Genomic DNA, 25,386 nt, shown 5'->3' with positions numbered 1-25,386 from the left:
ACCAGCATGCCGGTCACGGACGCGTGTTCATGCTGATCGAGTAGCCCGCGCCGCGGGCGTATCGAGATCCACCTCGCTCGAGGAGCGGTTCTCGACACCCCGCCTCCGGCGGCCACTCGACCAGCACGCGAGCCGGCCGGGCTCAGCCGAGGGCGTCCAGCCACACCTTGCGGGCGTCGAGGGCCTCCTGCGCCTGGGCGATGGCGGCGCGGTCGCCGCGGGCCTTCGCCTCGTCGAGCTCGTCCTGCAGCTTCTGGATGGCGGCGGTCAGCTGCGAGGCGAGACCCTCCGAGCGCGCCTTGCGCTCGGGGTTGCTGCGGTTCCAGTGCTCCTCGTCGAGCTTGCGCACGTGCGCCTCGACCTTGCGGAGGCGGTCCTCGACGGTGCGCACCTGCTCACGCGGCACGCGGCCGACGGCGTCCCAGCGCTCCTGGACGGAGAGCAGCACGCGCTTGGCCTTCTCGCGGTCCTGCTCCTGCAGGAGCGGCTCCGCCTCCGCGAGGAGGGCGAGCTTGAGGTCGAGGTTCTCGGTGTACTCGACGCTCTCCTGCGCGACGACCTCGGCCTTCGCGCCGTAGATCGCGTCGCCGGCGGCCTTGAAGCGCGCCCAGAGGGCGTCGTCGAACCGCTTGCCGGCGCGACCGGCGACCCGCCAGCGCTCGAGGAGCGCCCGGTACTCCGGGATCGCCTCGGCGCCGCGCGAGACCAGGGCGTCGGCCTGATCGATCAGCGACTGCTTGGCCTGCTTGGCCTCGCGGTGCGCCGAGTCGAGGTCGGCGAAGAACGCCTTGCGGTTCTGCTCGATCGTCGTGCGCGCTCCGCGGAAGCGGCGCCACAGCTCGTTGGCGTCGTTCTTGGGGAGGCGCGGACCCTGCTGCTGGTGGCTCTGCCAGCGCGCGAAGAGGTCGTCGATCGCGGCGCTGGCCTGCTTCCACTGCGTCTTCGCCGGGTCGACGGCGGCCAGCGCCTCGGCCTCGGCGACGATCGCCTCGCGGTGCGCGATCGCGTCGCTGAGAGCGGCCTTCGTCTCGGCGGCCTGCTGCTCGGTCAGATCCTCGACCGAACCGCTGAGCGCGCTGACGCGGGCCTGCAGGGCGTTGAGGTCGCCGACGGCGTGCGCCTGCGAGATGGCCGCGGTGAGCGTCTGCACCCCGCGCGACACGTCGTTCGCCGGAGCGCCGCGCTTGGCCCGCTGCTCGAGCAGGGAGACCTGCCCGGCGAGCTCGGTGTACTTGCGCTCGTAGTAGGCGAGGGCCTCCTCGGGAGTCGCGTCGGGGTACTGGCCGACCTCGCGCTCCTCGTCGCCGACGCGGACGTAGACCGTGCCGTCGTCGCCCACGCGGCCCCACGGCTGCCGGGCGCCCGCCTGCGGGCGGGGAGCCGTCGGGACGGCGGGAGGCACCGCGCCCTCGGGAGTCGTCGCCTCCTCGGAGGTCGAGGCCTCGTCGGAAGTCACCGCCTCGTCGGAAGTCACCGCCTCGTCGGAGGGCACCGCCTCGACGGTGGTCGCTGCCTCCTCGGGTGCCGCCACGTCGTCGGAGGTCGCCGCCTCGGCCGTCTCGGATCCGGACGTCGCCGCCTCGGGGGAGTCCTCTCCCGTCTCGGGAGCGTCCGTCTCGGCCGGGCCGTCGGCGCCCTCGGGGGCGCCGGTGCTCTCGGGAGCGTCGGTCGTCTCGGAGGACGCGCTGTCGTCGGGTGACACGGTGCCGGGGGTGGACACGGTGTCGATGTCGCCGTCTGGAGTCAGCATCGGGTGCCGCCTTTCGCTGTCGTCCCGCCCCTCGGCCTCGGTGCTCGACAGCCGGAGGCCGACGACCGCGCTCAGCCGCGAACGGGCAGTGACGACAAGCCTATTGCACTCCCCGCGCCCCCGTTCGTCCGCGGTCCCGCGGGTCGTGCGCGCCGCTCGCCGGCGGCGCGCACTAGGGCTACTGCAGCGTGATGCCGCCGATCGTGACCGGCTCGGCGGGAGCGCCGTCGCCGGAGCCGTCCGCTGTGCCCTTCGCGACCACGTCGGCGATCAGCGCATCGAGACCCGAGGTGACCTGCCCGACCACCGTGTAGCCGCCCGCCGCGTCCTCGGGGAGCTGGGTGTCCTGGTAGACGACGAAGAACTGGCTGCCCTGGCTGTAGCCGTTGCCGCCCTGGCGAGCCATGGCGATCGTGCCCGCGGGGTAGACGCCGTCGGCGGGCGCGTTCTCGACGGGTCCGTAGCTGTAGCCGGGGCCGCCGGTGCCGTCGCCGTTCGGGTCACCGCACTGCAGGACGTAGAGGCCCTCGGTGGTCAGGCGGTGGCAGGAGACGCCGTCGTAGAAGCCGGACTGCGACAGGGAGAGGAAGGAGGAGACGGCCTGCGGGGCAGCCGCGCCGGCCAGGGTGATGCCGAGCTCGTCGCTGTTGATCGACATCGTGCCGGTCCAGTCGCGGCCCTCGGCGAGGTCGGCGGAGGGGACGTCTCCGGTGTTCTGGCCGGTCGCCTCGGGGGTCGGCGTGGGGGTCGCGCTCTCGGAGGACGTCGGCTCGGCGACCGGGGTGCCCGGGCCGCCGGAGAAATAGAGGAGTTGTGCGACGACCGCGAGGGCGATCACGATGACGCCCGCGACGGCCGCGATCACGTTGTCGCGGACCCGGCGCTTGGCGCGCGTGCGGTGCAGGGTCTGCCGCGCCTGATAGGCCCTCAGCCGGGTGCGCGCCTCGCGATCGTTCGTCCTGCCCTGGGCCACGTGTTCCTCCGCCGTCGTGCGTCGCGCCTGCGTCCGGCGCGGCCCCGCGCGAGCGCGGAGCGCGTCGAGCCTACGAGAATCGCCGCGCCCTCGCCGGACGCCGCGGCGCCGGGTGCCGGGTCGGCGCCGGGGCCGACTGTCGGAGGCCGTCGTTACGCTGGTGCGATGACCATGCAGCAGGCCGGACTCCGCTCCGGGGCGACACCGCTCGCCGTGCGCATGCGTCCCCGGAGCCTCGAGGAGGTCGCGGGGCAGCGGCACCTGCTGACGCCAGGTTCGCCGCTGGTGGCCCTCGCGGCCGACACCACGGGTGAGCGCGGCGCCGTCTCCGTCATCCTCTGGGGTCCGCCCGGCACCGGCAAGACGACGCTCGCCCAGGCCGTCGCGCACTCCAGCGGCCGGCGCTTCGTCGAGCTCTCCGCCGTCACGGCCGGCGTGAAGGACGTCCGCCAGGTGATGGAGGAGGCGCTCTCCACCCGCGACCTCTACGGCACGTCGACCGTCCTCTTCCTCGACGAGATCCACCGCTTCACCAAGGCGCAGCAGGACGCGCTGCTGCCCGGCGTCGAGAACGGCTGGGTGATCCTCATCGCGGCGACGACCGAGAACCCGTCCTTCTCGGTGATCGCCCCGCTGCTCTCGCGCTCCCTGCTGCTCACGCTGAACACCCTCGACGACGAGGACCTCGGGCTGCTCGTCGACCGGGCCCTGCACGACGAGCGCGGGCTGCGCGGCTCGGTGCGACTCGACGACGAGGCGCGGGCGAGCATCGTCCGGCTCGCCTCGGGGGACGCGCGCCGGGCCCTCACGGCGCTCGAGGCCGCCGCCACCTCCGCGAGGTCGGAGGCGCGCGAGGCGGACCGCGTCGCGCGGGCGTCCGCGGTGGAAGGGGACGACGAGGACGACGACGACGAGGACCCCGCCGAGCCCGCCGAGGCGGAGGAGTCCGAGCTCCCGCTGATCACGGTGGAGGTGGTCGCCCGGGCCGTCGACCGCGCGCTGCTGCGCTACGACCGCAACGGCGACGAGCACTACGACGTCATCAGCGCGTTCATCAAGTCGATCCGCGGCTCGGACGTCGACGCCGCGCTGCACTACCTGGCCCGGATGATCGAGGCGGGGGAGGACCCGCGCTTCATCGCCCGCCGGATCATCGTCTCCGCCTCCGAGGACATCGGGATGGCCGACCCGCAGGCGCTCGTCGTCGCGATCGCCGCGGCCGACGCGGTCCAGTTCATCGGCATGCCCGAGGGGCGGATCCCGCTCGCGCAGGCGGTCGTCCACCTCGCCACCGCGCCCAAGTCGAACGCCTCCTACACCGCCATCGACAGGGCGATCGCCGACGTCCGCGCGGGCAAGGCCGGCCGGGTGCCGCCGCACCTGCGCGACGCGCACTACCCGGGTGCCAAGCGGCTCGGGCACGGCAAGGGCTACCGCTACCCGCACGACGCCGAGCTCGGCGTGCTCGAGCAGCAGTACCTGCCGGACGAGCTCCGCGGCGCCCGCTACTACGCGCCGACCGAGCACGGCAACGAGCGCGACGTGTCGGCCCGGCTGGCGAAGCTACTCCGGATCATCCGCGGCCGCGGCTGACGGCCCGGGACGGCGGACCCGGAACCGCGCGTGACGCCGGCCCCCGCGCCTGGTAGTCTTGCGAGGTTGCCCACCGCTCTGTAGCCGAGCGGAGCAGCGCATCCCTCTGAATCGCGCAGTCCGCCACCGCGGTCACCCTGCCTCCCGCACCCGCGGGGGGACACGACCTCGGCGCCCGCCCTCCTCCCGGAGCCGGCGGACGAGGACTGCGACCGAACCTCTCAGACTCTGGAAGGACCACAGTGTCGACCACCTCACGTACCCGTTCGAAGACGCGCCTCTCGCGCGCCCTCGGCATCCCCCTGACCCCGAAGGCCGCCCGCTACCTCGAGAAGCGTCCCTACGCTCCCGGTGAGCACGGCCGCTCGAAGCGCAAGGCCGACTCCGACTACGCGGTCCGCCTGCGGGAGAAGCAGCGTCTGCGAGCCCAGTACGGCATCCGCGAGAAGCAGCTGCGCATCGCCTTCCAGGAGGCGCGCCGTACCCAGGGCCTGACCGGTGAGAACCTGGTCGAGCTCCTCGAGATGCGTCTCGACGCCCTCGTCCTGCGCTCGGGCTTCGCCCGCACCACGGCGCAGGCCCGCCAGTTCGTCACCCACCGCCACATCATGGTGGACGGCCAGACGGTCGACCGTCCCTCCTTCCGCGTGAAGCCGGGCCAGGTCATCCACGTCAAGACCCGCTCCGAGGGCACCGAGCCCTTCCAGGTCGCGGCCGCCGGCGGACACGTCGACGTCCTCCCCAAGACCCCGGGCTACCTCGAGGTCGAGATCGACAAGCTCCAGGCGACGCTCCTGCGCCGCCCGAAGCGCGCCGAGGTCCCCGTGACCTGCGAAGTCCAGCTCGTCGTCGAGTACTACGCGGCCCGCTAGTCAGCGCACCCCCGTTGGAAGGCCCCGGCTCCTGCCGGGGCCTTTCCTCGTTCCCGGGCCCGTTCGGCCCGCGGCCGGTGCGCTCCGGGCGCGGCCGTCCGGCTCGCGATCCGAGCTCCGGCTCGCGGGATCCGGGTGCTCCGGCGTGCCGGGGCTGCTTCCGCGTGCCGGAGGTCCGCCGGGCCGAGCTCCGGCCCGTGATCACTGCCTCGGCTCGCGGGAATCGCCTGATGCGGCGTGCCTCAGGTGCTTCCGCGTGCCGGAGGTCCCCGACCGTCGCCGGGGGAGCCGGGGCCGCCGCGCGCCGTCGGTAGGCTGGGGTGCCGCATCCGGCGGCGCCGAAACGGAGGTCATCGTGTCCGGTGGAGACATCGCAGGGCTCATCGCCGCGGGGGTGTTCGCGATCCTCGTCGCCGTCGCCGCGATCCCGCTCTGGAAGCTCGGTCGGGTCTTCGACAGCACGAGCGAGGCCATCAAGCAGGCCAGCGACGGCCTGACCCCGATCCTCGACGAGTCGGCGTCGACGCTCCGCGAGGCGAACCAGCAGCTGGCTCGCGTCGACACCATCACGAAGGACGTGGCCGAGGTCACCGGCAACGTGAACGCGCTCGTGGCCCTCACGGCCGCGACCATCGGCGGACCGCTGATCAAGCTCGCCGGCTTCACCGCCGGAGTCCGCGCCGTCCTCGTCGCCGGCCGCACCGCCGACAAGGCGGGTGACGCGGTCGGACGCGGCGCCGCGCGCCGCTCTCGGCGCACCCGCAGGTCGTCCTCCAGGTAGCCCCCTGCCCGCGCCCTACAATCGAGGGGGTCGTCGCGCCCTCGGGCCGGCTGCCGTGAGCAGGAAACGCTGTGGGAGGAATCGCTGTGAAGAACATCGTGCTGATCGTCATCGGGATCGGCCTCGGATTCGCGGTCGCGCACCAGGTGGCGCGCACCGAGGCGGGTGCCCGTCTCTTCGAGGACATCAACCGCACGGCGAAGGAGCTCGGCGACGCCGTCTCCGAGGGCTACCACCAGCGCGAGGCCGAGCTCAAGGCCGCCATCGGCGAGGGCTGACTCCCTGCCCGTCCCGGCGCACCCGACAGACCCGCACGACCCGCTGGAACCGCACCACCCGACAGACATCCGCGTCGACCCGGTCGACCGAAACGTAACGGAACCCATGCAGACCGCAGACATCCGCAACCGCTGGCTCGACTTCTTCGGAAGCCGCGGGCACACCGTGGTCCCCTCCGCCTCCCTCGTCAGCGACGACCCGAGCCTCCTCTTCACCGTCGCAGGCATGGTGCCCTTCGTGCCCTACCTCACCGGGGTCGTCCCCGCGCCGTTCGACCGCGCGACGAGCGTGCAGAAGTGCATCCGCACGAACGACATCGAGGAGGTCGGCAAGACCCCTCGCCACGGCACGTTCTTCCAGATGAACGGCAACTTCTCCTTCGGCGACTACTTCAAGGAGGGGGCGATCGGCTACGCCTGGGAGCTCCTCACCGGCAGTGAGAGCGACGGCAACCTCGGCTTCGACGAGAAGGACCTCTGGGTCACCGTCTACAAGGACGACGACGAGGCCATCGCGCTCTGGAAGAAGATCGCCGGACTGCCCGACGAGCGGATCCAGCGCCTCGACAAGGACACCAACTACTGGTCGACCGGCCAGCCCGGCCCCGCCGGGCCCTGCTCGGAGATCTTCTTCGACCGCGGGCCCGCCTACGGCATCGACGGCGGCCCGGCCACCGACGACGACCGCTACGTCGAGATCTGGAACCTCGTCTTCATGCAGTACCTGCGCGGGCAGGGCACGAGCAAGGTCGACTTCGACATCCTCGGCGAGCTGCCGAGCAAGAACATCGACACCGGCATGGGTCTCGAGCGCGTCGCGTTCCTCAAGCAGGGCGTCGAGAACATGTACGAGATCGACCAGGTGCGCCCGGTCCTCGACCGCGCCGCCGAGCTCTCGGGCCGCCGCTACGGCGCCGTGCACGAGGACGACGTGCGGATGCGCGTCATCGCCGACCACGTCCGCTCCTCGCTCATGCTGCTCTCCGACGGTGTCACGCCGTCGAACGAGGGCCGCGGCTACATCCTGCGCCGCCTGATGCGCCGCACCGTGCGTGCGATGCGCCTGCTCGGCGTCGACACCGCGACGTTCCCCGAGCTGTTCACCGCCTCGCGCGACGCGATGGCCTCGGCCTACCCCGAGGTCTCCACCGAGTTCGAGCGCCTGTCGACCAGTGCCTACGGCGAGGAGGAGGCGTTCCTGCGCACCCTCGCGGCCGGCACCGAGATCCTCGACCTCGCGGTGCTGAAGACCAAGAAGGCCGAGGCGGCGACCCTGCCCGGCGACACCGCCTTCCTCCTGCACGACACCTTCGGCTTCCCGATCGACCTCACGCTCGAGATCGCCGAGGAGTCGGGGCTCAGCGTCGACCGCGAGGCGTTCGACTCGCTGATGACGGCGCAGCGCACCCGCGCGAAGGCGGACGCGAAGTCGAAGAAGAACGCCCTGGCCGACCTCTCGGTCTACGCCGACTTCCGCGCCAAGGGCGAGACGCTCTTCACCGGCTACGACGTGCTCGACACGGAGTCCCGGATCCTCGGCCTCATCGTCGGCGGCCACGCTGTCCAGAAGGCGGTCGCCGGCGACATCGCCGAGGTCATCCTCGAGGCGACGTCGCTGTACGCGGAGTCGGGCGGTCAGGAGGCCGACGCCGGCCGCATCGTCGGCAACGGCTTCGACCTCGAGGTCCTCGACGTGCAGAAGCCGGTCAAGGGCCTGATCAGCCACAAGGTCCAGGTCGCCAGCGGCGAGGTCGGGGTCGGCGACGCCGCCACGTCCGTCGTCGACCGCGACTGGCGGCGCGGTGCGCGCCAGGCGCACTCCGGCACCCACCTCATCCACGCCGCGCTCCGCCAGGTCCTCGGCCCGCAGGCGCACCAGTCCGGCTCGTTCAACAAGGCCGGCTACCTGCGCCTCGACTTCTCCTGGAACCAGGCGCTCTCGCTCGAGACCCGCAGCGAGATCGAGGACATCGCCAACGGCGCCATCCGCGACAACCTCGAGGTCGTCACCCGCGAGCTCCCGCTCGACGAGGCGAAGGCGCTCGGCGCGATGGCGCTCTTCGGCGAGAAGTACGGCGAGGTCGTCCGCGTCGTCGACATCGGCGGCCCCTGGTCGCGCGAGCTGTGCGCCGGCACCCACGTCGGCACCTCCGCGGAGATCGGGCTGATCAGCCTGATCAGCGAGTCCTCGGTCGGCTCGACCAACCGCCGCGTCGAGTCGCTCGTCGGCCGCGAGGCGCTGAGCGAGCTCGTCGCCGAGCGCGCGCTGGTCAGCACCATCTCGTCCTCGCTCAAGACCCCGCGCGAGCAGCTGCCCGACCGGATCGCCGAGCTCGTCGCGAGTCTCAAGGCCGCCGAGAAGCGGATCGCGACCTTCGAGGCCCGCGCCCTCGCCGAGCGGGTCCCCGCGATCGCCGCCACGAAGCGCTCGATCAACGGCGTGACGATCGTCGCCGAGAACGTCGGCACGGCCGGCTCGGGCGACGAGCTGCGCTCGCTCGTCATCTCGGTGCGCGAGCGCCTCGGCCAGGACGCGGCGGTCGTCGCCCTCGCGGCCGACGTCGCCGGCAAGCCCGCCGTGATCGTGGCGACCACCCCCGCCGCCCGCGAGCTCGGCCGGAAGGCGGGCGTGCTCGCCCGTCGCGCGGCCGGTGTCCTCGGCGGCGGCGGAGGCGGCAAGGACGACCTCGCCCAGGGCGGCGGCTCGGACGTCTCCGCCATCGGCGCGGCGCTCGACGCCGTCGTCGAGGAGGCGACGCGCTAGATGGAGAGGTTCGGCGTCCGGCTCGGCATCGATGTGGGCCGCTCCCGCATCGGTGTCGCGCGCTGCGACGCCGACGGCCTCCTCGCCGTGCCGGTGGAGACCGTCGCGCGCGTCGCGGAGGCGCCGGACGGCGCCGACGTCGCCCGGATCGCGGCCCTCGCCGCCGAGTTCGGCGCGTCGGCGATCGTGGTCGGCCTCCCGCTGTCGCTGTCGGGCGCCGAGACGGCCTCGACGGACGACGCTCGCGCCTTCGCGGCGCGCCTCGCCTCCGCCGTCCCGACCGCCCCGGTGCGGCTGGTGGACGAGCGGCTCTCGACGGTGAGCGCCCAGAGCGCGCTGCACCGCTCGGGACGCAGCACCCGCGGCTCCCGCGCCGTGATCGACCAGGTCGCCGCCGTGGTGATCCTGCAGCACGCCATCGATTCCGAGCGCTCGTCCGGTACCCCCGCCGGATCCGCGCTCGAACCGAACGAAGGACGACCCAGCCGTGACCGACGTCCCCCCGAGCCGCCGCGCCGCCCGCGCCGCGGAGGCCGATCAGCAGAGTCAGCTCCCGCACGACCCGGAGCAGCACCCCGCTTCTGAGACGGAGCCGACGGCGCCCGACTCGATCGACCACCTGTTCGCCGGCCCCGAGGTCGGCGCCCCGCGCGACCGCGGAGAAGCCGTCGCCGCCGCGCACCCCGACGCCGCCCCCTCCACCCGCCGCCGCCGCGCGAAGCGCGAGAACAGGCCCCGACGCAGCCGTCGCGGGCTGATCGGCGGGCTCCTCGCCTTCGGCGTCTTCGTGGCCCTGGTCGCGATCGCGGTGACGATCTTCGTCGAGCCCGTCCGCGCGCTGTTCGCGGAGCCGGAGCCGACCGACTTCACCGGCACCGGCACCAGCGAGGTGGTCTTCACCATCCACCAGGGCGACGGCGGCAGCACCATCGCCGAGAACCTCGTCGCGGACGGCGTCATCAAGTCCTACACGCCGTTCTACGAGCTGCTCCTCGCGGAGAATCCCGAGCCCGTCTTCCAGCCCGGTGCCTACTCGCTGAAGGCGGAGATGAGCGCGAAGGCGGCGCTGTCGGCGCTGCTCGACTCCGACTCGACCCGGCTCGCGAACACCTTCGTCATCCCGGAGGGCACCTCGCTCAAGGGCGCGCTGCCGCTGATCGCGGACGGCTCGGGCGTCGCCCTCGCCGACCTCGAGGCCGCGGCCGCGGACTGGGGCTCCTACGGGCTCCCCGCCGAGGCGACCAGCCTCGAGGGCTTCCTGTTCCCGGCGACCTACGACATCGACCCGGGCACCTCGGCGCACGACATCCTGCAGACGCTCGTGAACCGGATGTACCAGTCGCTCGACGCGGCGGGCGTGCCGGTCGAGAACCGCTACCGGACCGTCGTCTTCGCCTCGCTCGTCCAGCGCGAGGCCCGCGTCGCGGACGACTTCCCGAAGGTCGCGCGGGTGTTCCAGAACCGCCTCGACCAGGGCTGGCGCCTGCAGTCGGACGCGACCGTCGCCTACGGCACCGGTGCCACCGACCGGGTGACCACGACCGACGCGGAGCGCAACGACGCGAGCAACATCTACAACACCTACCAGCGCGACGGCCTGCCGCCCGCGCCGATCTCGAACCCCGGCGACGTCGCCATCCAGGCGGTGCTGCAGCCCGCGGACGGCACCTGGCTCTACTTCGTCACGGTGAACCTCGAGACCGGCGAGACGGTGTACTCGACCACCGATGCGGAGCACAACGCCGCGGTGGCGCAGTGGCAGGCGTGGATGCGGGACCACCCGGAGTACCAGTGACCGCGGAGCCGGCGCCGGGCGGGCGCCGGCTGGCGGTGCTCGGCTCGCCGATCGCGCACTCGCGCTCGCCCGAGCTGCACGCGGCGGCCTACCGGGTGCTCGGGCTCGACTGGAGCTACACCGCGGTCGAGGCGACCGAGGCGTCGCTCGCGGCGCTCGTCGGTGATCCGGTCGCGCAGTGGCACGGCCTGTCGCTGACGATGCCGCTCAAGCACGTGGTGCGGCCGCTGCTCGACGAGGAGGACCTGGTCGCGCGGGCGACCGGTGCCGTCAACACCCTGCTGATCGACCGCTCCGCCGGCGCACCCCGCCTGCGCGGCTTCAACACCGACGTGGCCGGGATCGTCCGGGCGCTCGGCGAGGCGGGCGTGCACTCGGCCGAGCGCGTCGAGATCCTCGGGGGAGGGGCGACCGCCGCCTCCGCCCTCGCCGCGGCGGCCGAGCTGGGCGCGGCGCGGGTCACCGTCACACTCCGCTCGCCGGAGAAGGCCGCGCCGCTGGCCGCGATCGCCGAGGCGGTCGGCGTCGCCCTCGACGTCCGCCCGTTCTCGGAGTGGGACGGCACGGACGCGGCGCCGCTGCTCGTCTCGACGCTGCCGGGCGGCGCCTCCGCCGAGCTGGCCGTGCCGGACGCGGTGGTCGCGGCCTCGACGCTCTTCGACGTGGCCTACTCGCCCTGGCCGAGTCCGCTGGCGCTGCGCTGGAGCGCGGCCGGCTCGCCCGTCGTCTCGGGGCTGGGGATGCTCCTGCACCAGGCGCTGCTGCAGGTGCGGGTGTTCGTCGCCGGCGATCCGGCCGTGCCGCTGCCCGGCGAGGACGCCGTGCTCGCGGCGATGCGCGCGACTCTCCCGGCGGACTCCGCCGCCTGACTCCGCGGGCCGCCGGGCGCGAGCGCGGTCGGGCGCGTGTGCGAGAATCGGAGGATGCTCCGTTGGCTCACGGCCGGGGAATCCCACGGCCCCGAACTCGTCGCCGTCCTCGAAGGACTGCCGGCGGGTGTCCCCGTCTCCCTCGACGACGTCCGCGCCGACCTCGCTCGGCGCAAGCTCGGCTACGGCCGCGGCGCCCGGATGAAGTTCGAGCAGGACGAGCTGAACGTCTCGTCCGGCATCCGCCACGGCGGCACGACGGGCGGCCCGATCGCGCTGCGCATCGGCAACACCGAGTGGGCGCGCTGGGTCGACGTGATGGCGGCCGAGCCGCGCGATCCCGAGACGCTGCCCAAGGGCCGCGGCGCCGCGCTCACCCGCCCGCGCCCGGGTCACGCCGACCTCGTCGGCATGCAGAAGTACGGCTTCGAGGAGTCGCGCAACGTCCTCGAGCGCGCCTCGGCCCGCGAGACGGCCGCTCGCGTCGCGCTCGGCGCCGTCGCCCGCCGCTTCCTCGGCGAGCTCGGCATCACCCTCGTCAGCCACACCCTCGCCATCGGCCCGGTCCGCGTGCCGGAGGGCTCGGCCCTGCCGACCCCCGCCGACGTCGACGCGCTGGACGCCGATCCGCTGCGCTGCCACGACGCGGCGACCAGCGCCCTGATGGTGGCCGAGGTCGACCGCGCGCACGACGACGGCGACACCCTCGGCGGCGTCGTCGAGGTCCTCGCCTACGACCTCCCGCCGGGACTCGGCTCCTACGTGCACTGGGACCGCCGGCTCGACGCGCAGCTGGCCGCCGCGCTGATGGGCATCCAGGCGATCAAGGGCGTCGAGGTCGGCGACGGCTTCCTGACCACCACCCGCCGCGGCTCCGAGGCGCACGACGAGCTCTTCGTCGCCGAGGGCGGCATCGGCCGCTCGAGCGATCGCGCCGGCGGCACCGAGGGCGGCATGAGCACGGGCACCGTCCTGCGGGTCCGGGCCGGCATGAAGCCGATCGCCACCGTCCCGCACGCGCTGCGCACCGTCGACGTCGCCACCGGCGAGGCCGCGGGCGCGCACCACCAGCGCTCCGACGTCTGCGCGGTGCCCGCCTCGGGCGTCGTCGCGGAGGCGATGGTCGCCCTGGTGCTCGCGAACGCCGTGCTGGAGAAGTTCGGCGGCGACAGCGTCGTCGAGACCCGCCGCAATCTGCAGGGCTACCTCGACGCGATCCCGGAGGAGCTGCGCACCCTCGCCGCCAGCGACCCGGCGCTCGGTCTCGTCTGATGCCCGAGCACCTACCTGGGCGGGCCCGCTGATGGCGGGTCACGATACCGGCGCGGCCCGCGCCCGCGTCGTCCTGATCGGCCCGATGGGGGCCGGCAAGACGACGATCGGCAAGCGGGTCGCGAAGGCCCTCGCGGCCGAGTTCGTCGACTCCGACGCCGAGTTCGTGCGCCGGCACGGACCGATCGCCGCGTACTTCGACCTCCACGGCGAGGCCTCCTTCCGCGTGGAGGAGCGCCGCGTCGTCGAGCAGGCCGTCCGGCGCGCCGTCGTGCTGAGCCTGGGCGGGGGAGCGGTGCTCGACGAGGGCACGCGCGCCGACCTGGCCGGCGTCCCCGTCGTGCTGCTGACCACGACCGCCGAGGCCGTGCGCGACCGGCTCGGCTCCGGCCGCCCGCTGGTGCGCGGCGGCGTCGCGGACTGGACGCGCATCTTCGAGTCGCGACGCGCGGTCTACGAGTCGCTCGCCGACACCGTCGTCGACTCCTCGCGCCGCCCGATCACGACCCTGGCCGCCGAGGTCACCGCCTGGGTGCGCGAGCGCGAGGCGGCCGTCGGCGAGCCCGCTGCCGGCACCACCGGCACCACCGAGTCCACCGGCACCACCGAGTCCACCGGCACCACCGAAGCCACCAGCACCACAGAACCGGCGGCCCCCATCGGCCGCCCGACCGGAAGAAGAGCATGAACGACGGCGCCACCGCCCTCACCGTCACCGGAGAGAACGGCTACGACATCACGGTCGGCCGCGGCCTCCTCGACGGCCTCGCCGACGCGATCGGCCCGCGAGCGGCCAAGGTGCTGATCGTGCACCCGCCGACCCTCGCGGTCCTCGCCGCCGAGATCCGGGAGAGCCTGCTCGACCGCTACGAGGTGCTGCTCGCCGAGGTGCCCGACGCCGAGGCCGCGAAGCGCGTCGAGGTCGCCGCCTTCTGCTGGCAGGTGATGGGGCAGTCCGACTTCACCCGGACCGACGCGGTGGTCGGCTTCGGCGGCGGTGCGATCACCGATCTGGCCGGCTTCGTCGCCGCGACCTGGCTCCGCGGGGTCGACCTCGTGCAGGTGCCGACCACGGTGCTCGGCATGGTCGACGCGGCCGTCGGCGGCAAGACCGGCATCAACACGGCCGAGGGCAAGAACCTCGTCGGCGCCTTCCACGCGCCCCGCGCCGTCGTCGCCGACCTCGACGTGCTGACGAGCCTGCCGCGCAACGAGATCCTGGCCGGCTTCGGCGAGATCGTGAAGTACGGCATGATCGCCGAGCCGCGCATCCTCGACATCATCGAGTCGGACGTGGACCTCGCGACCGACCCGACGTCGGAGGAGTTCCGCAGCCTGGTCGAGCTGTCGATCGGCATCAAGGCCCGGGTGGTGAGCGAGGACTTCACCGAGCAGGGCCTGCGGGAGATCCTGAACTACGGGCACACCCTCGGCCACGCCGTCGAGCACGCCGAGCGCTACCAGTGGCGGCACGGCGCGGCGGTCTCGGTCGGCATGATGTTCGCAGCGGAGCTCTCCCGGCTCACCGGCTCGCTCAGCGACGCCGTCGTCGATCGCCAGCGCAGCGTCCTCGAGTCGCTGACGCTGCCGACGAGCTACCCGCTCGGCCGGTGGGAGACGCTGCTCGCCGCGATGCAGCGCGACAAGAAGTCGCGCGCGGGCATGCTCCGCTTCGTGGTGCTCGACGACCTGGCGCGCCCGAGCATCCTGCAGGGACCGGAGACGTCGCTGCTGTTCGCGGCCTATCAGGAGATCGGCGCGTAGCGGCACCTGGCGGGGTCAGCCCCGCCGGTCGTCCGGCCCGCGGTCGCCGGTGAGCGCGGCCTCGCGGGCGCGGGCGTGCTCCTCGGCGCTGATCGTTCCGGCGGCGCGCAGCCGGTCGAGCTCGGCCAGGCGGTCGGTGAGCGAGGAGCCCGCCGGGCCGACGCCGTGGCGGAGGTAGCGGGCGGCCATGTCCGTCCGCATCGTGGTCGGGTCGACGCCGAGCTGCTTGGCACGGCGCACGTTGCGGACGATCAGCACGATGATCAGGACGATCACCGCGACGATGACGATCGGCACGACCGCGAAGACGACCGCGAACCACGGCGGAACGATGTTCTGGGCCGGGAGCGTCGGGGCGAAGAAGTCCGAGCGGGCCGCCGCGGAGACGATCCCGGAGTGAGCGGTGCTGAGGGTCATGCGACCTCCTCGGTCGTGGGCGTCCCTCCAGTCTGCTCCGGGCACCTCCGTGCCCGCATCGTCCGGCCGAGGGAGGCGGCCCGGCCGCTCGCGGGCCGGACCGACTACACTCGATGGGTTGGCCGGATCGGCCGATCAGCAGACTTCCACGAAACGGATCCCCCTTCGCATGGCCTCTACCACCGACATCAAGAACGGCACCGTCCTCAGCATCGACGGTCAGCTCTGGAACGTCATCGACTTCCAGCACGTGAAGCCGGGCAAGGGCGGCGCGTTCGTGCGCACCAAGATGAAGAACGTGCTGACGGGCAAGGTCGTCGACAAGACCTTCAACGCCGGCGCCAAGATCGACACGGCCAACGTCGACCGTCGCGACTTCCAGTACCTCTACCGCGACGGCGCGGACTTCGTCTTCATGGACACCTCGGACTACGACCAGATCACGGTCCCCGAGGCCGTCGTCGGCGACGCGGCGAACTTCATGCTCGAGAACCAGAACCTCACCCTCGCGCTGCACGACGGCGACCCGCTGTACGTCGAGCTCCCCGCCTCCGTGGTGCTCGAGATCACCTACACGGAGCCCGGCCTGCAGGGTGACCGCTCGACCGGCGGCACCAAGCCCGCGACCGTCGAGACCGGCTACCAGATCCAGGTCCCGCTCTTCCTCGAGCAGGGCACCAAGGTCAAGGTCGACACCCGCACGGGCGACTACCTCGGCCGCGTCAGCTGAGCCGGGCCTTCTGTGAGCGCTCGGACGAAGGCGCGCAAGCGCGCCCTCGACATCATCTACAACGCCGACGTGCGGCAGATCTCCTTCTCGGAGTCGCTGCGCTCCGAGGCGGAGCGCGCGGCCAACGAGCCGGCGCGTGAGGCCTCCTGGCTGTACGCCCGCGAGATCGTCGACGGCGTGATCGACAACGCCGACGAGATCGACGCGCTGATCGCGCAGCTCGCGAAGGGCTGGACGCTCTCGCGCATGCCGCTGGTCGACCGCGCGATCCTCCGGATCGGCGTGTGGGAGATCCTGCACAACGACGCGGTCCCGGACGGCGTCGCGATCTCCGAGGCCGTCGAGGCGGCGACCCTGCTGTCCACCGACGACTCGGCCGGCTTCATCAACGGCCTGCTCGCCTCCGTCGCCGAGTCGCACGCGACGGCCTGACCCCCGCGGGTCCCGCTGCATGCTGATCGAGTAGCCCGCGGAGCGGGCATATCGAGATCCACCAGCGTCACAACGTGGGTCTGCAGATCCGCCCGGCTGAGGACGGCGGGTCTCGATACGCCCCTGCGGGGCTACTCGACCAGCAGGAAGGACCGCCGCTGAGTCCTTCGCCTCGCCGCTCGATCTGCATGCTCCGCGTCCGCGGCAGGCGGACCCCTATACTCGGGGAGGCATTTCCTTTAAGGCCGTCCAGAGAGACGGGGAAGGAGGTCGGTGTGACGGCACGAATCGTGCTCAGCAGCGCTGACATCACGCGCGCTCTGACGCGCATCGCTCACGAGATCCTCGAGTCGAATCGCGGCGCGGAGTCGCTGGTGATCCTCGGGATCCCGACCCGTGGAGTCGCGCTGGCGCGGCGCATCGCGGACACGATCGCCAGGATCGAGCCCGGGGCCGACCCGGTGTTCTCCGGCTCGCTCGACGTGACGATGTACCGCGACGACCTCGCCCACCATCCGACGCGCACGCCCGCGCGCACCGCGGTCCCGGCGAGCATCGACGGCCGCACGGTCGTCCTCGTCGACGACGTGCTCTTCTCCGGCCGCACCATCCGCGCAGCCCTCGACGCGCTCAGCGACATCGGCCGCCCGCGCGCCGTCCGCCTCGCCGCCCTGGTCGACCGCGGCCACCGCGAGCTGCCGATCCGCGCGGACTTCGTCGGCAAGAACCTGCCCAGCAGCCTCAGCGAGCGGATCAACGTCCGCCTGGTCGAGACCGACGGCGAGGACCTCGTCGCGATCGAGTCCGCGCCGGACGGGGGCACCCGATGAGGCACCTGCTCTCCACCCGCGACCTCGACCGCGCCACCGCGATCGGCCTCCTCGACATCGCCGAGGACATGTCGGACGTGCAGAACCGCGAGGTCAAGAAGCTGCCGACGCTGCGCGGCAAGACCGTGGTCAACCTCTTCTTCGAGGACTCCACCCGCACCCGCATCTCGTTCGAGGCCGCGGCGAAGCGGCTCTCCGCCGACGTCATCAACTTCAGCGCCAAGGGCTCGAGCGTCTCGAAGGGCGAGAGCCTCAAGGACACCGCGCAGACCCTCGCGGCGATGGGCGCGGACGGCGTCGTCATCCGCCACCACGCCTCCGGCGCCCCGGCGGTGCTCGCGGCCAGCGGCTGGATCGACGCCGCCATCCTCAACGCGGGCGACGGCACGCACGAGCACCCCACCCAGGCGCTGCTCGACGCCTTCACCATCCGCCGCCGGCTGCACGGCGCCGCCGCCTCCCGCGGCAAGAGCCTCGACGGCGTCGCCGTCACGATCGTCGGCGACATCCTGCACTCGCGGGTCGCCCGCTCGAACGTGTGGCTGCTGACCGCGCTCGGCGCGGAGGTCACCCTCGTCGCGCCGCCCACGCTCGTCCCCGTCGACACGCTCGACTGGCCGGCCACGATCCGCTTCGACCTCGACGACGCGATCGACTCCGGACTGCCGGACGTGGTGATGCTGCTGCGCATCCAACTGGAGCGGATGTCGAGCGGCTTCTTCCCCAACGGCCGCGAGTACGCGCGGATCTGGGGCCTGGACGACGAGCGGCTCGCCCGCCTCGGCCCGGATACCATCGTGATGCACCCCGGACCCATGAACAGGGGCGTCGAGATCTCCTCGGCCGCCGCCGATTCGAGCCGCTCCACGGTGCTCGAGCAGGTCGCGAACGGGGTGTCCGTGCGGATGGCGGCGCTGTACCTGCTGCTGTCCGGTGAAAGGGAGGTCCTGTGATGACCGGTACGAGGATCCTCCTCTCGGGAGCGACGCTCGCCGACGAGACGACGGCCGACGTCCTGATCGACGGCGGGACGATCGTCGAGATCGGCACCGACGTCGACTCGAGCGGCGCGCGCGTGATCGACGCCGACGGGCTCCTGGCGCTGCCGGGTCTCGTCGACCTGCACACCCACCTCCGCGAGCCCGGCTTCGAGCAGAGCGAGACCGTGCTGACCGGCACGCGCGCCGCGGCCGCGGGCGGCTTCACCGCGGTCTTCGCGATGGCCAACACCTCGCCGGTGCAGGACACGGCCGGCGTCGTCGAGCAGGTGCAGAGCCTCGGCGAGGACGCGGGCTACGCCACCGTCCGCCCGATCGGCGCCGTCACCGTCGGCCTCGCGGGGGAGTCGCTCGCCGAGCTCGGTGCGATGGCCCGCAGCCGTGCCGCGGTGCGCGTCTTCTCGGACGACGGCAAGTGCGTCTCGGACGCGCTGCTGATGCGCCGCGCGCTCGAGTACGTGAAGGCCTTCGACGGGGTCGTCGCCCAGCACGCGCAGGAGCCGCGGCTCACCGTCGGCGCGCAGATGAACGAGGGCGCCGTCTCCAGCGCCCTCGGGCTGCAGGGCTGGCCGGCCGTGGCGGAGGAGGCGATCATCGCCCGCGACGTCCTGCTGGCCGAGCACGTCGGCTCGCGCCTGCACGTATGCCACGTCTCCACCGCCGGCTCCGTCGACGTGATCCGCTGGGCCAAGGCCCGCGGCATCGACGTGACGGCGGAGGTGACCCCGCACCACCTGCTCCTCTCCGAGCAGCTGATTGCGGGGACCGACGGTGCAGCGGGCTACGACGCCCGGTACAAGGTCAACCCGCCGCTGCGCCGCGACGAGGACGTGCTCGCCCTCCGCGAGGCCCTCGCCGACGGCACCATCGACATCGTCGCCACCGACCACGCCCCGCACCCGGTCGAGGCGAAGGACTGCGAGTGGGACGCCGCCGCGTTCGGCATGGTCGGCCTCGAGAGCGCCCTGAGCGTCGTGCACGCCGCGGTCGTCGAGGACGGCCGGCTGAGCTGGACGGACGTCGCCCGCGTGCTCTCCTCCGCCCCCGCGCGGATCGGCCGGCTCGACGGCTACCAGCACGGCCTCGCCGTCGGCGCCGCGGCCAACGTCGTGCTCTACGACCCCGAGGTCCGCCGCCGCTTCTCCACCGGCGACCTGCGCGGGCGCAGCACCAACTCGCCGTACCTCGGCCGCGAGCTGCCGGGCCGCGTCGTCGCGACGCTGCACCGCGGCGTGCCGACCGTCCTCGACGGCGAGCTCGTCGACGCGGCGACGGTCGCCGCGGCAGCGAGGGGCGCCCGTGGATAGGACCGCCATCGCGATCGTCATCGCCGCGGCCGTCGCCCTCGTCTTCGTCGGCATGGCGCTGTCCTGGCGCGCGCGCCGGCGCCGCTCGGCCGCGCTCGCCCCCGAGGCCGTGCCCGCCGCGTCGCTCGGTGCCGAGCGCGAGGCGGTCGAGCTGCCCTACGTCGCGACCACCCGCTTCGAGCAGCCGCTCGAGCGCGTGGTGCTGCCGGGCCTCGGCTTCCGCGGCCGGGCGACGCTCCGCCTGCACGAGCGCGGCGTGGTGATCGCTCCGGTCGGCGAGCGCGAGACCGTGATCCCCGCGGCGCTCCTCCGCGGCGCGGGCGAGGGCTCCTACGCCATCGACCGCGCGGTCGAGGAGGGCGGGCTGCTCGTGCTCTCCTGGTCGCCTCGCGGCGAGGAGGTCGTTGACAGCTACCTCCGCGTGGCCGACCCCGCGCTCCGACGACGACTGGTCGACGAGCTCCGCCGGCTCGCCGGCCCCGATTCCTCCCCCTCCCACCCCGGGACCGCCGACGGCGGCTCCGACTCGATCCAGAAGGGCTCCTAGTCCGTGCCAACCACACGCCTCAGCACCGAACCCACCGCCGTCCTCGTCCTCGAGGACGGGCGACGATTCTCGGGTCAGGCCTACGGCGCACGCGGCCGCACGCTCGGTGAGATCGTCTTCGCGACCGGCATGACCGGCTACCAGGAGACGCTGACCGACCCGTCCTACGCCGGTCAGATCGTCGTGCAGACCGCCCCGCACATCGGCAACACCGGGATGAACGACGAGGACGAGGAGTCGCGCCGCATCTGGGTCGCCGGCTACGTCGTCCGCGACCCCTCCCGCGTGGTCTCGAACTTCCGCTCGCAGCGCTCGCTCGACGACGACCTGGAGAAGGACGGCATCGTCGGCATCTCCGGCGTCGACACCCGCGCGATCACCCGCCACATCCGCTCGCTCGGCTCGATGCGCTCCGGCGTCTTCTCCGGCGAGGACCTCGCCCTCCCCGAGGAGGAGCAGCTCGCCCTGGTGCTCGGCGGCGCGCAGATGGCGGGCCTGAACCTGTCCTCCTCCGTCTCCACCGAGGAGCGCTACACCGTGCCCGCGCAGGGCGAGCGCGTCGGCTCCGTCGCCGTCATCGACCTGGGCGTCAAGACCTCGACGGTCAACTACCTCGCCGAGCGCGGCTTCGACGTGCACGTCCTGCCCGAGTCGACCACGGCCGAGCAGGTGCTCGCGCTCGAGCCCTCCGCGCTGTTCTTCTCCAACGGACCCGGCGACCCCGAGGCCTCCGACCGCCACGTCGACCTGCTGCGCACCACGCTCCGCGCGGACCTGCCGTTCTTCGGCATCTGCTTCGGCAACCAGCTGCTCGGCCGCGCGCTCGGCTTCGGCACCTACAAGCTGCCGTTCGGCCACCGCGGGATCAACCAGCCGGTGCTCGACAAGCTGACCGGCCGGGTCGAGATCACCTCGCAGAACCACGGCTTCGCGGTCGACGCGCCGATCGACGGCGAGCTCGACTCGCCCGAGGGCTTCGGCCGGGTCGAGGTCAGCCACTACAGCCTCAACGACTCGGTCGTCGAGGGGCTGCGCTGCCTCGACATCCCCGCGTTCTCGGTCCAGTACCACCCGGAGGCGGCGGCCGGCCCGCACGACTCCAACCACCTCTTCGACCGCTTCCGCGCCATGGTCGTGCAGCGCACGGCCGAGCAGGGCGGCGCCGAGCCCGCCACCGCAGACTCCACCACCTCGACCACCACCACCGCCTCGACCACCGGAGAGCAGAAGTAATGCCCCGCAGGGAAGACATCAGAAGCGTCCTCGTCATCGGCTCCGGCCCGATCGTGATCGGCCAGGCGGTCGAGTTCGACTACTCGGGCACCCAGGCCTGCCGCGTGCTGCGCGAGGAGGGCGTCCGCGTCATCCTCGTCAACTCCAACCCGGCGACGATCATGACCGACCCGGACTTCGCCGACGCGACCTACGTCGAGCCGATCACCCCGAAGGCGATCGAGGCGATCATCGCCAAGGAGCGCCCCGACGCGATCCTGCCGACCCTCGGCGGCCAGACCGCGCTGAACGCCGCGATCCAGCTGCACGACCTCGGGATCCTGGAGAAGTACGACGTCGAGCTGATCGGCGCGAGCTTCGAGGCGATCAACCGCGGCGAGGACCGCCAGATCTTCAAGCAGCTCGTGCTGGACGCGGGTGCCGACGTCGCCAAGTCGTACATCGCGCACACCGTCGAGGAGGCGATCGGCTTCGCCGAGGACCTCGGCTACCCGCTGGTGATCCGCCCCTCCTTCACGATGGGCGGCCTCGGCTCCGGCTTCGCGCACTCGGTCGACGAGCTCGTGCGGATGGTCGGCGACGGCCTGCACCAGAGCCCGACCACCGAGGTGCTCCTCGAGGAGTCGATCCTCGGCTGGAAGGAGTACGAGCTCGAGCTGATGCGCGACACGGCCGACAACACGGTCGTCGTCTGCTCGATCGAGAACGTCGACCCCGTCGGCGTGCACACCGGCGACTCCATCACGGTGGCCCCGGCGCTGACCCTGACCGACCGCGAGTACCAGAAGCTGCGCGACATCGGCATCCGGATCATCCGCGACGTGGGCGTGGACACCGGCGGCTGCAACATCCAGTTCGCGATCGACCCCGCCGACGGCCGGATCATCGTGATCGAGATGAACCCGCGCGTCTCGCGCTCGTCGGCGCTGGCCTCGAAGGCGACCGGGTTCCCGATCGCCAAGATCGCCGCCAAGCTCGCGATCGGCTACCGCCTCGACGAGATCCCGAACGACATCACCAAGGTGACGCCGGCGAGCTTCGAGCCGACCCTCGACTACGTCGTGGTCAAGGTGCCGCGCTTCGCCTTCGAGAAGTTCCCGGCCGCGGACAAGACGCTGACCACGACCATGAAGTCGGTCGGCGAGGCGATGGCGATCGGCCGCAACTACGCGCAGGCGATGCAGAAGGCGCTCCGCTCGCTCGAGAAGCGCGGCTCCTCCTTCCACTGGGGCGACCAGTCGCGCTCGGTCGAGGAGCTGCTCGAGATCGCGAAGACCCCGACGGACGGCCGCATCGTCACCGTGCAGCAGGCGCTGCGTCTCGGCGCGAGCGTCGAGCAGGCCTTCGAGGCGACCAAGATCGACCCGTGGTTCCTCGACCAGATCGTGCTGATCAACGAGATCGCCGAGCTGGTGCGAGAGCACGACGGCCTCGACGCCGGCGTGCTGCGCCTGGCGAAGGACCACGGCTTCTCCGACGTGCAGATCGCGCAGCTGCGCGGTCTCGACGAGGCCGAGGTGCGCCGCACCCGGTACGACCTCGCCGTCCGCCCGGTCTACAAGACGGTCGACACCTGCGCCGGCGAGTTCCCGGCGCTGACGCCGTACCACTACTCCTCCTACGACGAGGAGACGGAGGTCGTCGCGGCCGACCGCCGCAAGGTCGTCATCCTCGGCTCCGGCCCGAACCGCATCGGCCAGGGCGTCGAGTTCGACTACTCCTGCGTGCACGCGTCCTTCGCGCTCTCGGCCGCCGGGTTCGAGACGATCATGATCAACTGCAACCCGGAGACGGTCTCGACCGACTACGACACCTCCGACCGCCTGTACTTCGAGCCGCTGACGCTCGAGGACGTTCTCGAGGTCATCCACGCGGAGTCGCAGTCCGGCGAGCTCGTCGGCGTCGTCGTGCAGCTGGGCGGCCAGACCGCGCTCGGTCTCGCCGCGGGCCTCGAGGCCGAGGGCGTGCCGATCCTGGGCACCACCCCCGCCAACATCGACCTCGCGGAGGAGCGCGGCGCGTTCTCCCGCATCCTCGACGAGGCCGGACTGCTCGCCCCGCGCAACGGCACGGCGACCGACCTCGAGGGCGCCCTCGAGGTCGCGGTCGAGATCGGCTACCCCGTCCTCGTCCGCCCGTCGTTCGTCCTCGGCGGCCGCGGCATGGAGATCGTCTACGGCTCCCCGCAGCTGGAGGACTACTTCGCCCGGATGGCAGACGAGGGGATCATCGACGCGACGCATCCGCTGCTGGTCGACCGCTTCCTCGACGACGCGATCGAGATCGACGTCGACGCGCTCTACGACGGCGAGCAGCTCTACATCGGCGGCGTGATGGAGCACATCGAGGAGGCCGGAATCCACTCCGGCGACTCGGCGTGCACCCTGCCGCCGGTCACCCTGGGCCGCCAGCAGATCGACAAGGTCCGCGAGGCGACCCTCGCCATCGCCGAGGGCGTCGGTGTCCGCGGCCTGCTCAACGTGCAGTTCGCGATCGGCCAGGGCGTGCTCTACGTCCTCGAGGCGAACCCGCGCGCCTCCCGCACCGTGCCGTTCGTCTCGAAGGCGCTCGGCATCCCGCTCGCGAAGGCCGCCTCGCGCCTGATGGTCGGCGAGACCATCGCCGAGCTCAAGGCCGAGGGCCTGCTGCCCGAGCGCGACGGCTCCGACGTGCCGATGGACTCGCCGATCGCGGTCAAGGAGGCGGTCCTGCCGTTCAAGCGCTTCCGCACCAAGGAGGGCAAGATCGTCGACTCGCTGCTCGGCCCCGAGATGCGCTCGACCGGCGAGGTCATGGGCATCGACCGCGACTTCCCCCGGGCGTTCGCGAAGAGCCAGGAGGCGGCCTACGGCGGCATGCCCGCCAGCGGCACCGTGTTCATCTCGGTCGCCGACCGCGACAAGCGCTCGATCGTGCTGCCGGCCCTGCGCCTGCGCCAGCTCGGCTTCGAGATCCTCGCCACCGAGGGCACCGCCGAGGTGCTCAACCGCAACGGCATCCAGGCCCGCGTGGTGCGCAAGTACAGCGAGGAGGCCGTCGACGACGCGCCCTCGATCGTGGAGCTGGTCAACCGCGATCAGGTCGACGTCGTGATCAACACGCCGAGCGGCGGCGCCTCCCGCGCCGACGGCTACGAGATCCGCGCCGCCGCGGTCGCCGCGGACAAGCCGCTGTTCACCACCATCGCCCAGCTCGCCGCGGCCGTCGCCTCGCTCGACGCCGCCGCCGAGCCGTTCGAGGTGACGAGCCTGCAGGACTACGCGATCCGCCGGGCGGAGCGCACCGCGTGACGGACGCCGTCGCGCAGCCGGGCGCCGAGTCCTTCGGCGCCCGGCTCGAGGCCGCGTTCGACGCGTTCGGGCAGCTCTGCGTCGGGATCGATCCGCACGCGTTCCTGCTCGACGCCTGGGGCCTGGACGACAGCGCGGCGGGCCTGGAGTCCTTCGGCCGACGCGTCGTCGAGGCCTCGGCCGGCCGGGTCGGTCTGGTCAAGCCGCAGGTCGCGTTCTTCGAGCGGCACGGCTCGGCGGGCTACGCGGCGCTCGAGCGCGTTCTCGCCGACGCGCGCGCGGCGGGGCTGCTGGTGATCGCGGACGCGAAGCGCGGCGACATCGGCACGAGCGTCACGGCCTACGCCGAGGCGTGGCTGCGCCCCGGCTCGCCGCTCGAGGCCGACGCGATGACCGCCGCCGCCTACCAGGGCGTCGGCTCGCTCGAGGGCATGCTCGCGCTGGCCGAGGAGGCGGGCAAGGGCGTCTTCGTCCTCGCCGCGACCTCCAACGCCGAGGCGCGGCCGGTGCAGCGCGCGCTGCTGCAGGACGGGCCGGCCGCCGGCTCGACCGTGGCGCACGCGGTGCTGGCCGACGTGGCATCCTGGAACGCGGGACACGCGCGCTCGTCGATCGGCTCGGTCGGCGTCGTGCTCGGGGCCACGGTCGCGCTCGGCGACTACGGCATCGGCACGGGCACTCCGCTCCGCCCCGCACTGCCGGTGCTGGCGCCCGGCTTCGGCCACCAGGGCGCCGACACCGCGGACGCGTCGCGGCTGTTCGGAGCGCTGGCCGCCTCGACGATCGTGAGCGAATCGCGCAGTGTCCTCGGCGCCGGACCCGACGGGATCGCCGCCGAGATCGACCGCCGAGCCGCACACCTCCAGGAGACCCTTGTCCGCTGAAGCCGTC

General features: G+C 72.7%; 23 protein-coding genes. 20 read left to right on the top strand and 3 right to left on the bottom strand.

The features are described from left to right. Positions 1 to 142: 142 nt before the first annotated feature. Positions 143 to 1,750 (bottom strand): DUF349 domain-containing protein, encoded by a 1,608-nt coding sequence (locus tag EDF22_RS09935; protein WP_123704420.1) that lies wholly within the window; start codon positions 1,748 to 1,750, stop codon positions 143 to 145. Positions 1,751 to 1,928: 178 nt separating this feature from the next. Continuing rightward, entirely contained in the window at positions 1,929 to 2,723 is a 795-nt protein-coding gene (locus EDF22_RS09930) for a peptidylprolyl isomerase (protein ID WP_123704418.1), read from the bottom strand. A gap of 165 nt (positions 2,724 to 2,888) precedes the next feature. Between EDF22_RS09930 and EDF22_RS09925 the strand changes: the two genes are divergently transcribed. From EDF22_RS09925 to aroB, 11 genes are all read left to right on the top strand, one after another. After that, on the top strand, positions 2,889 to 4,316 hold the full coding sequence (locus tag EDF22_RS09925) for a replication-associated recombination protein A (protein WP_123704416.1): 1,428 nt from the start codon (positions 2,889 to 2,891) through the stop codon (positions 4,314 to 4,316). 242 nt (positions 4,317 to 4,558) lie between these two features. Then, positions 4,559 to 5,188 (top strand): 30S ribosomal protein S4, encoded by a 630-nt coding sequence (gene rpsD / locus EDF22_RS09920; protein WP_123446206.1) that lies wholly within the window; start codon positions 4,559 to 4,561, stop codon positions 5,186 to 5,188. 355 nt (positions 5,189 to 5,543) lie between these two features. Further along, the gene (locus tag EDF22_RS09915) at positions 5,544 to 5,969 is read left to right on the top strand and encodes a DUF948 domain-containing protein (RefSeq protein ID WP_123704414.1); all 426 of its coding nucleotides are present in this window, start codon (positions 5,544 to 5,546) and stop codon (positions 5,967 to 5,969) included. Between the two features lie 86 nt (positions 5,970 to 6,055). After that, positions 6,056 to 6,247 carry a hypothetical protein gene (locus EDF22_RS09910; RefSeq protein ID WP_123704412.1) on the top strand — a complete coding sequence of 64 codons (192 nt, stop codon included), beginning with the start codon at positions 6,056 to 6,058 and terminating at the stop codon, positions 6,245 to 6,247. 106 nt (positions 6,248 to 6,353) lie between these two features. After that, positions 6,354 to 9,011, top strand: coding sequence for an alanine--tRNA ligase (alaS, locus tag EDF22_RS09905; RefSeq protein ID WP_123704410.1), 2,658 nt, complete (start codon positions 6,354 to 6,356; stop codon positions 9,009 to 9,011). Then, positions 9,012 to 9,596 (top strand): Holliday junction resolvase RuvX, encoded by a 585-nt coding sequence (gene ruvX / locus EDF22_RS09900; protein ID WP_123704408.1) that lies wholly within the window; start codon positions 9,012 to 9,014, stop codon positions 9,594 to 9,596. Then, a complete protein-coding gene (gene mltG / locus EDF22_RS09895) occupies positions 9,499 to 10,806 on the top strand; it encodes an endolytic transglycosylase MltG (RefSeq protein WP_166674095.1) in 1,308 nt (435 codons plus the stop codon). Before ruvX ends, mltG begins: the two co-directional genes overlap by 98 nt. Next, on the top strand, positions 10,803 to 11,675 hold the full coding sequence (locus tag EDF22_RS09890; protein WP_123704406.1) for a shikimate dehydrogenase: 873 nt from the start codon (positions 10,803 to 10,805) through the stop codon (positions 11,673 to 11,675). Before mltG ends, EDF22_RS09890 begins: the two co-directional genes overlap by 4 nt. Positions 11,676 to 11,729: 54 nt before the next feature. After that, positions 11,730 to 12,947: a chorismate synthase gene (gene aroC / locus EDF22_RS09885; RefSeq protein WP_123704404.1), complete on the top strand. Its 1,218-nt coding sequence runs from the start codon at positions 11,730 to 11,732 to the stop codon at positions 12,945 to 12,947. A 31-nt stretch (positions 12,948 to 12,978) separates the two neighbouring features. Further along, entirely contained in the window at positions 12,979 to 13,635 is a 657-nt protein-coding gene (locus EDF22_RS09880; protein ID WP_123704402.1) for a shikimate kinase, read from the top strand. Next, positions 13,632 to 14,711, top strand: coding sequence for a 3-dehydroquinate synthase (gene aroB, locus EDF22_RS09875; protein WP_123704400.1), 1,080 nt, complete (start codon positions 13,632 to 13,634; stop codon positions 14,709 to 14,711). The genes EDF22_RS09880 and aroB overlap by 4 nt, the downstream gene beginning before the upstream one ends. Positions 14,712 to 14,726: 15 nt before the next feature. On the opposite strand, the gene EDF22_RS09870 is transcribed toward aroB, so the two are convergent. Beyond that, positions 14,727 to 15,128 (bottom strand): SHOCT domain-containing protein, encoded by a 402-nt coding sequence (locus EDF22_RS09870; protein ID WP_123704398.1) that lies wholly within the window; start codon positions 15,126 to 15,128, stop codon positions 14,727 to 14,729. A gap of 169 nt (positions 15,129 to 15,297) precedes the next feature. Here EDF22_RS09870 and efp point away from each other — a divergent pair, with 169 nt between their 5' ends. The 9 genes from efp to pyrF all read left to right on the top strand — a co-directional run bounded on the left by efp (position 15,298) and on the right by pyrF (position 25,379). Next, complete coding sequence (gene efp / locus EDF22_RS09865; RefSeq protein ID WP_123446216.1) at positions 15,298 to 15,858, top strand: elongation factor P; 561 nt, start codon at positions 15,298 to 15,300, stop codon at positions 15,856 to 15,858. A 12-nt stretch (positions 15,859 to 15,870) separates the two neighbouring features. Then, positions 15,871 to 16,290: a transcription antitermination factor NusB gene (nusB, locus tag EDF22_RS09860; RefSeq protein ID WP_123446217.1), complete on the top strand. Its 420-nt coding sequence runs from the start codon at positions 15,871 to 15,873 to the stop codon at positions 16,288 to 16,290. A 275-nt stretch (positions 16,291 to 16,565) separates the two neighbouring features. Continuing rightward, positions 16,566 to 17,120 (top strand): bifunctional pyr operon transcriptional regulator/uracil phosphoribosyltransferase PyrR, encoded by a 555-nt coding sequence (gene pyrR, locus EDF22_RS09855; protein WP_123446218.1) that lies wholly within the window; start codon positions 16,566 to 16,568, stop codon positions 17,118 to 17,120. Further along, complete coding sequence (locus EDF22_RS09850) at positions 17,117 to 18,073, top strand: aspartate carbamoyltransferase catalytic subunit (RefSeq protein ID WP_123704396.1); 957 nt, start codon at positions 17,117 to 17,119, stop codon at positions 18,071 to 18,073. The genes pyrR and EDF22_RS09850 overlap by 4 nt, the downstream gene beginning before the upstream one ends. Further along, a complete protein-coding gene (locus tag EDF22_RS09845; protein ID WP_123704394.1) occupies positions 18,073 to 19,425 on the top strand; it encodes a dihydroorotase in 1,353 nt (450 codons plus the stop codon). The genes EDF22_RS09850 and EDF22_RS09845 overlap by 1 nt, the downstream gene beginning before the upstream one ends. Then, the gene (locus EDF22_RS09840) at positions 19,418 to 19,972 is read left to right on the top strand and encodes a hypothetical protein (RefSeq protein ID WP_123704392.1); all 555 of its coding nucleotides are present in this window, start codon (positions 19,418 to 19,420) and stop codon (positions 19,970 to 19,972) included. The genes EDF22_RS09845 and EDF22_RS09840 overlap by 8 nt, the downstream gene beginning before the upstream one ends. A gap of 3 nt (positions 19,973 to 19,975) precedes the next feature. Continuing rightward, positions 19,976 to 21,205, top strand: coding sequence for a glutamine-hydrolyzing carbamoyl-phosphate synthase small subunit (carA, locus tag EDF22_RS09835; protein WP_123704390.1), 1,230 nt, complete (start codon positions 19,976 to 19,978; stop codon positions 21,203 to 21,205). After that, positions 21,205 to 24,495, top strand: a complete 3,291-nt coding sequence (gene carB / locus EDF22_RS09830) for a carbamoyl-phosphate synthase large subunit (protein ID WP_123704388.1) — start codon at positions 21,205 to 21,207, stop codon at positions 24,493 to 24,495. Before carA ends, carB begins: the two co-directional genes overlap by 1 nt. Then, on the top strand, positions 24,492 to 25,379 hold the full coding sequence (gene pyrF / locus EDF22_RS09825; RefSeq protein ID WP_123704386.1) for an orotidine-5'-phosphate decarboxylase: 888 nt from the start codon (positions 24,492 to 24,494) through the stop codon (positions 25,377 to 25,379). The genes carB and pyrF overlap by 4 nt, the downstream gene beginning before the upstream one ends. Positions 25,380 to 25,386: the final 7 nt, after the last annotated feature.

The organism is Rathayibacter sp. PhB127 (assembly GCF_003751665.1).
Taxonomy (GTDB): Bacteria; Actinomycetota; Actinomycetes; order Actinomycetales; family Microbacteriaceae; genus Rathayibacter; species Rathayibacter festucae.
The sequence above is the reverse complement of the archived record's forward strand: the minus strand, read 5'-3'. Positions and strand labels throughout refer to the sequence as shown.

What these genes read in the sequence shown, in the direction of transcription:
- carB (WP_123704388.1), top strand. Translation starts at nt 21,205, where the DNA reads ATGCCCCGCAGGGAAGACATCAGAAGCGTCCTCGTCATCGGCTCCGGC.
- EDF22_RS09925 (WP_123704416.1), top strand. Translation starts at nt 2,889, where the DNA reads ATGACCATGCAGCAGGCCGGACTCCGCTCCGGGGCGACACCGCTCGCC.
- EDF22_RS09850 (WP_123704396.1), top strand. Translation starts at nt 17,117, where the DNA reads ATGAGGCACCTGCTCTCCACCCGCGACCTCGACCGCGCCACCGCGATC.
- EDF22_RS09845 (WP_123704394.1), top strand. Translation starts at nt 18,073, where the DNA reads ATGACCGGTACGAGGATCCTCCTCTCGGGAGCGACGCTCGCCGACGAG.
- EDF22_RS09935 (WP_123704420.1), bottom strand. Translation starts at nt 1,750, where the DNA reads ATGCTGACTCCAGACGGCGACATCGACACCGTGTCCACCCCCGGCACC.
- EDF22_RS09880 (WP_123704402.1), top strand. Translation starts at nt 12,979, where the DNA reads ATGGCGGGTCACGATACCGGCGCGGCCCGCGCCCGCGTCGTCCTGATC.
- ruvX (WP_123704408.1), top strand. Translation starts at nt 9,012, where the DNA reads ATGGAGAGGTTCGGCGTCCGGCTCGGCATCGATGTGGGCCGCTCCCGC.
- aroC (WP_123704404.1), top strand. Translation starts at nt 11,730, where the DNA reads ATGCTCCGTTGGCTCACGGCCGGGGAATCCCACGGCCCCGAACTCGTC.
- EDF22_RS09870 (WP_123704398.1), bottom strand. Translation starts at nt 15,128, where the DNA reads ATGACCCTCAGCACCGCTCACTCCGGGATCGTCTCCGCGGCGGCCCGC.
- alaS (WP_123704410.1), top strand. Translation starts at nt 6,354, where the DNA reads ATGCAGACCGCAGACATCCGCAACCGCTGGCTCGACTTCTTCGGAAGC.
- aroB (WP_123704400.1), top strand. Translation starts at nt 13,632, where the DNA reads ATGAACGACGGCGCCACCGCCCTCACCGTCACCGGAGAGAACGGCTAC.
- efp (WP_123446216.1), top strand. Translation starts at nt 15,298, where the DNA reads ATGGCCTCTACCACCGACATCAAGAACGGCACCGTCCTCAGCATCGAC.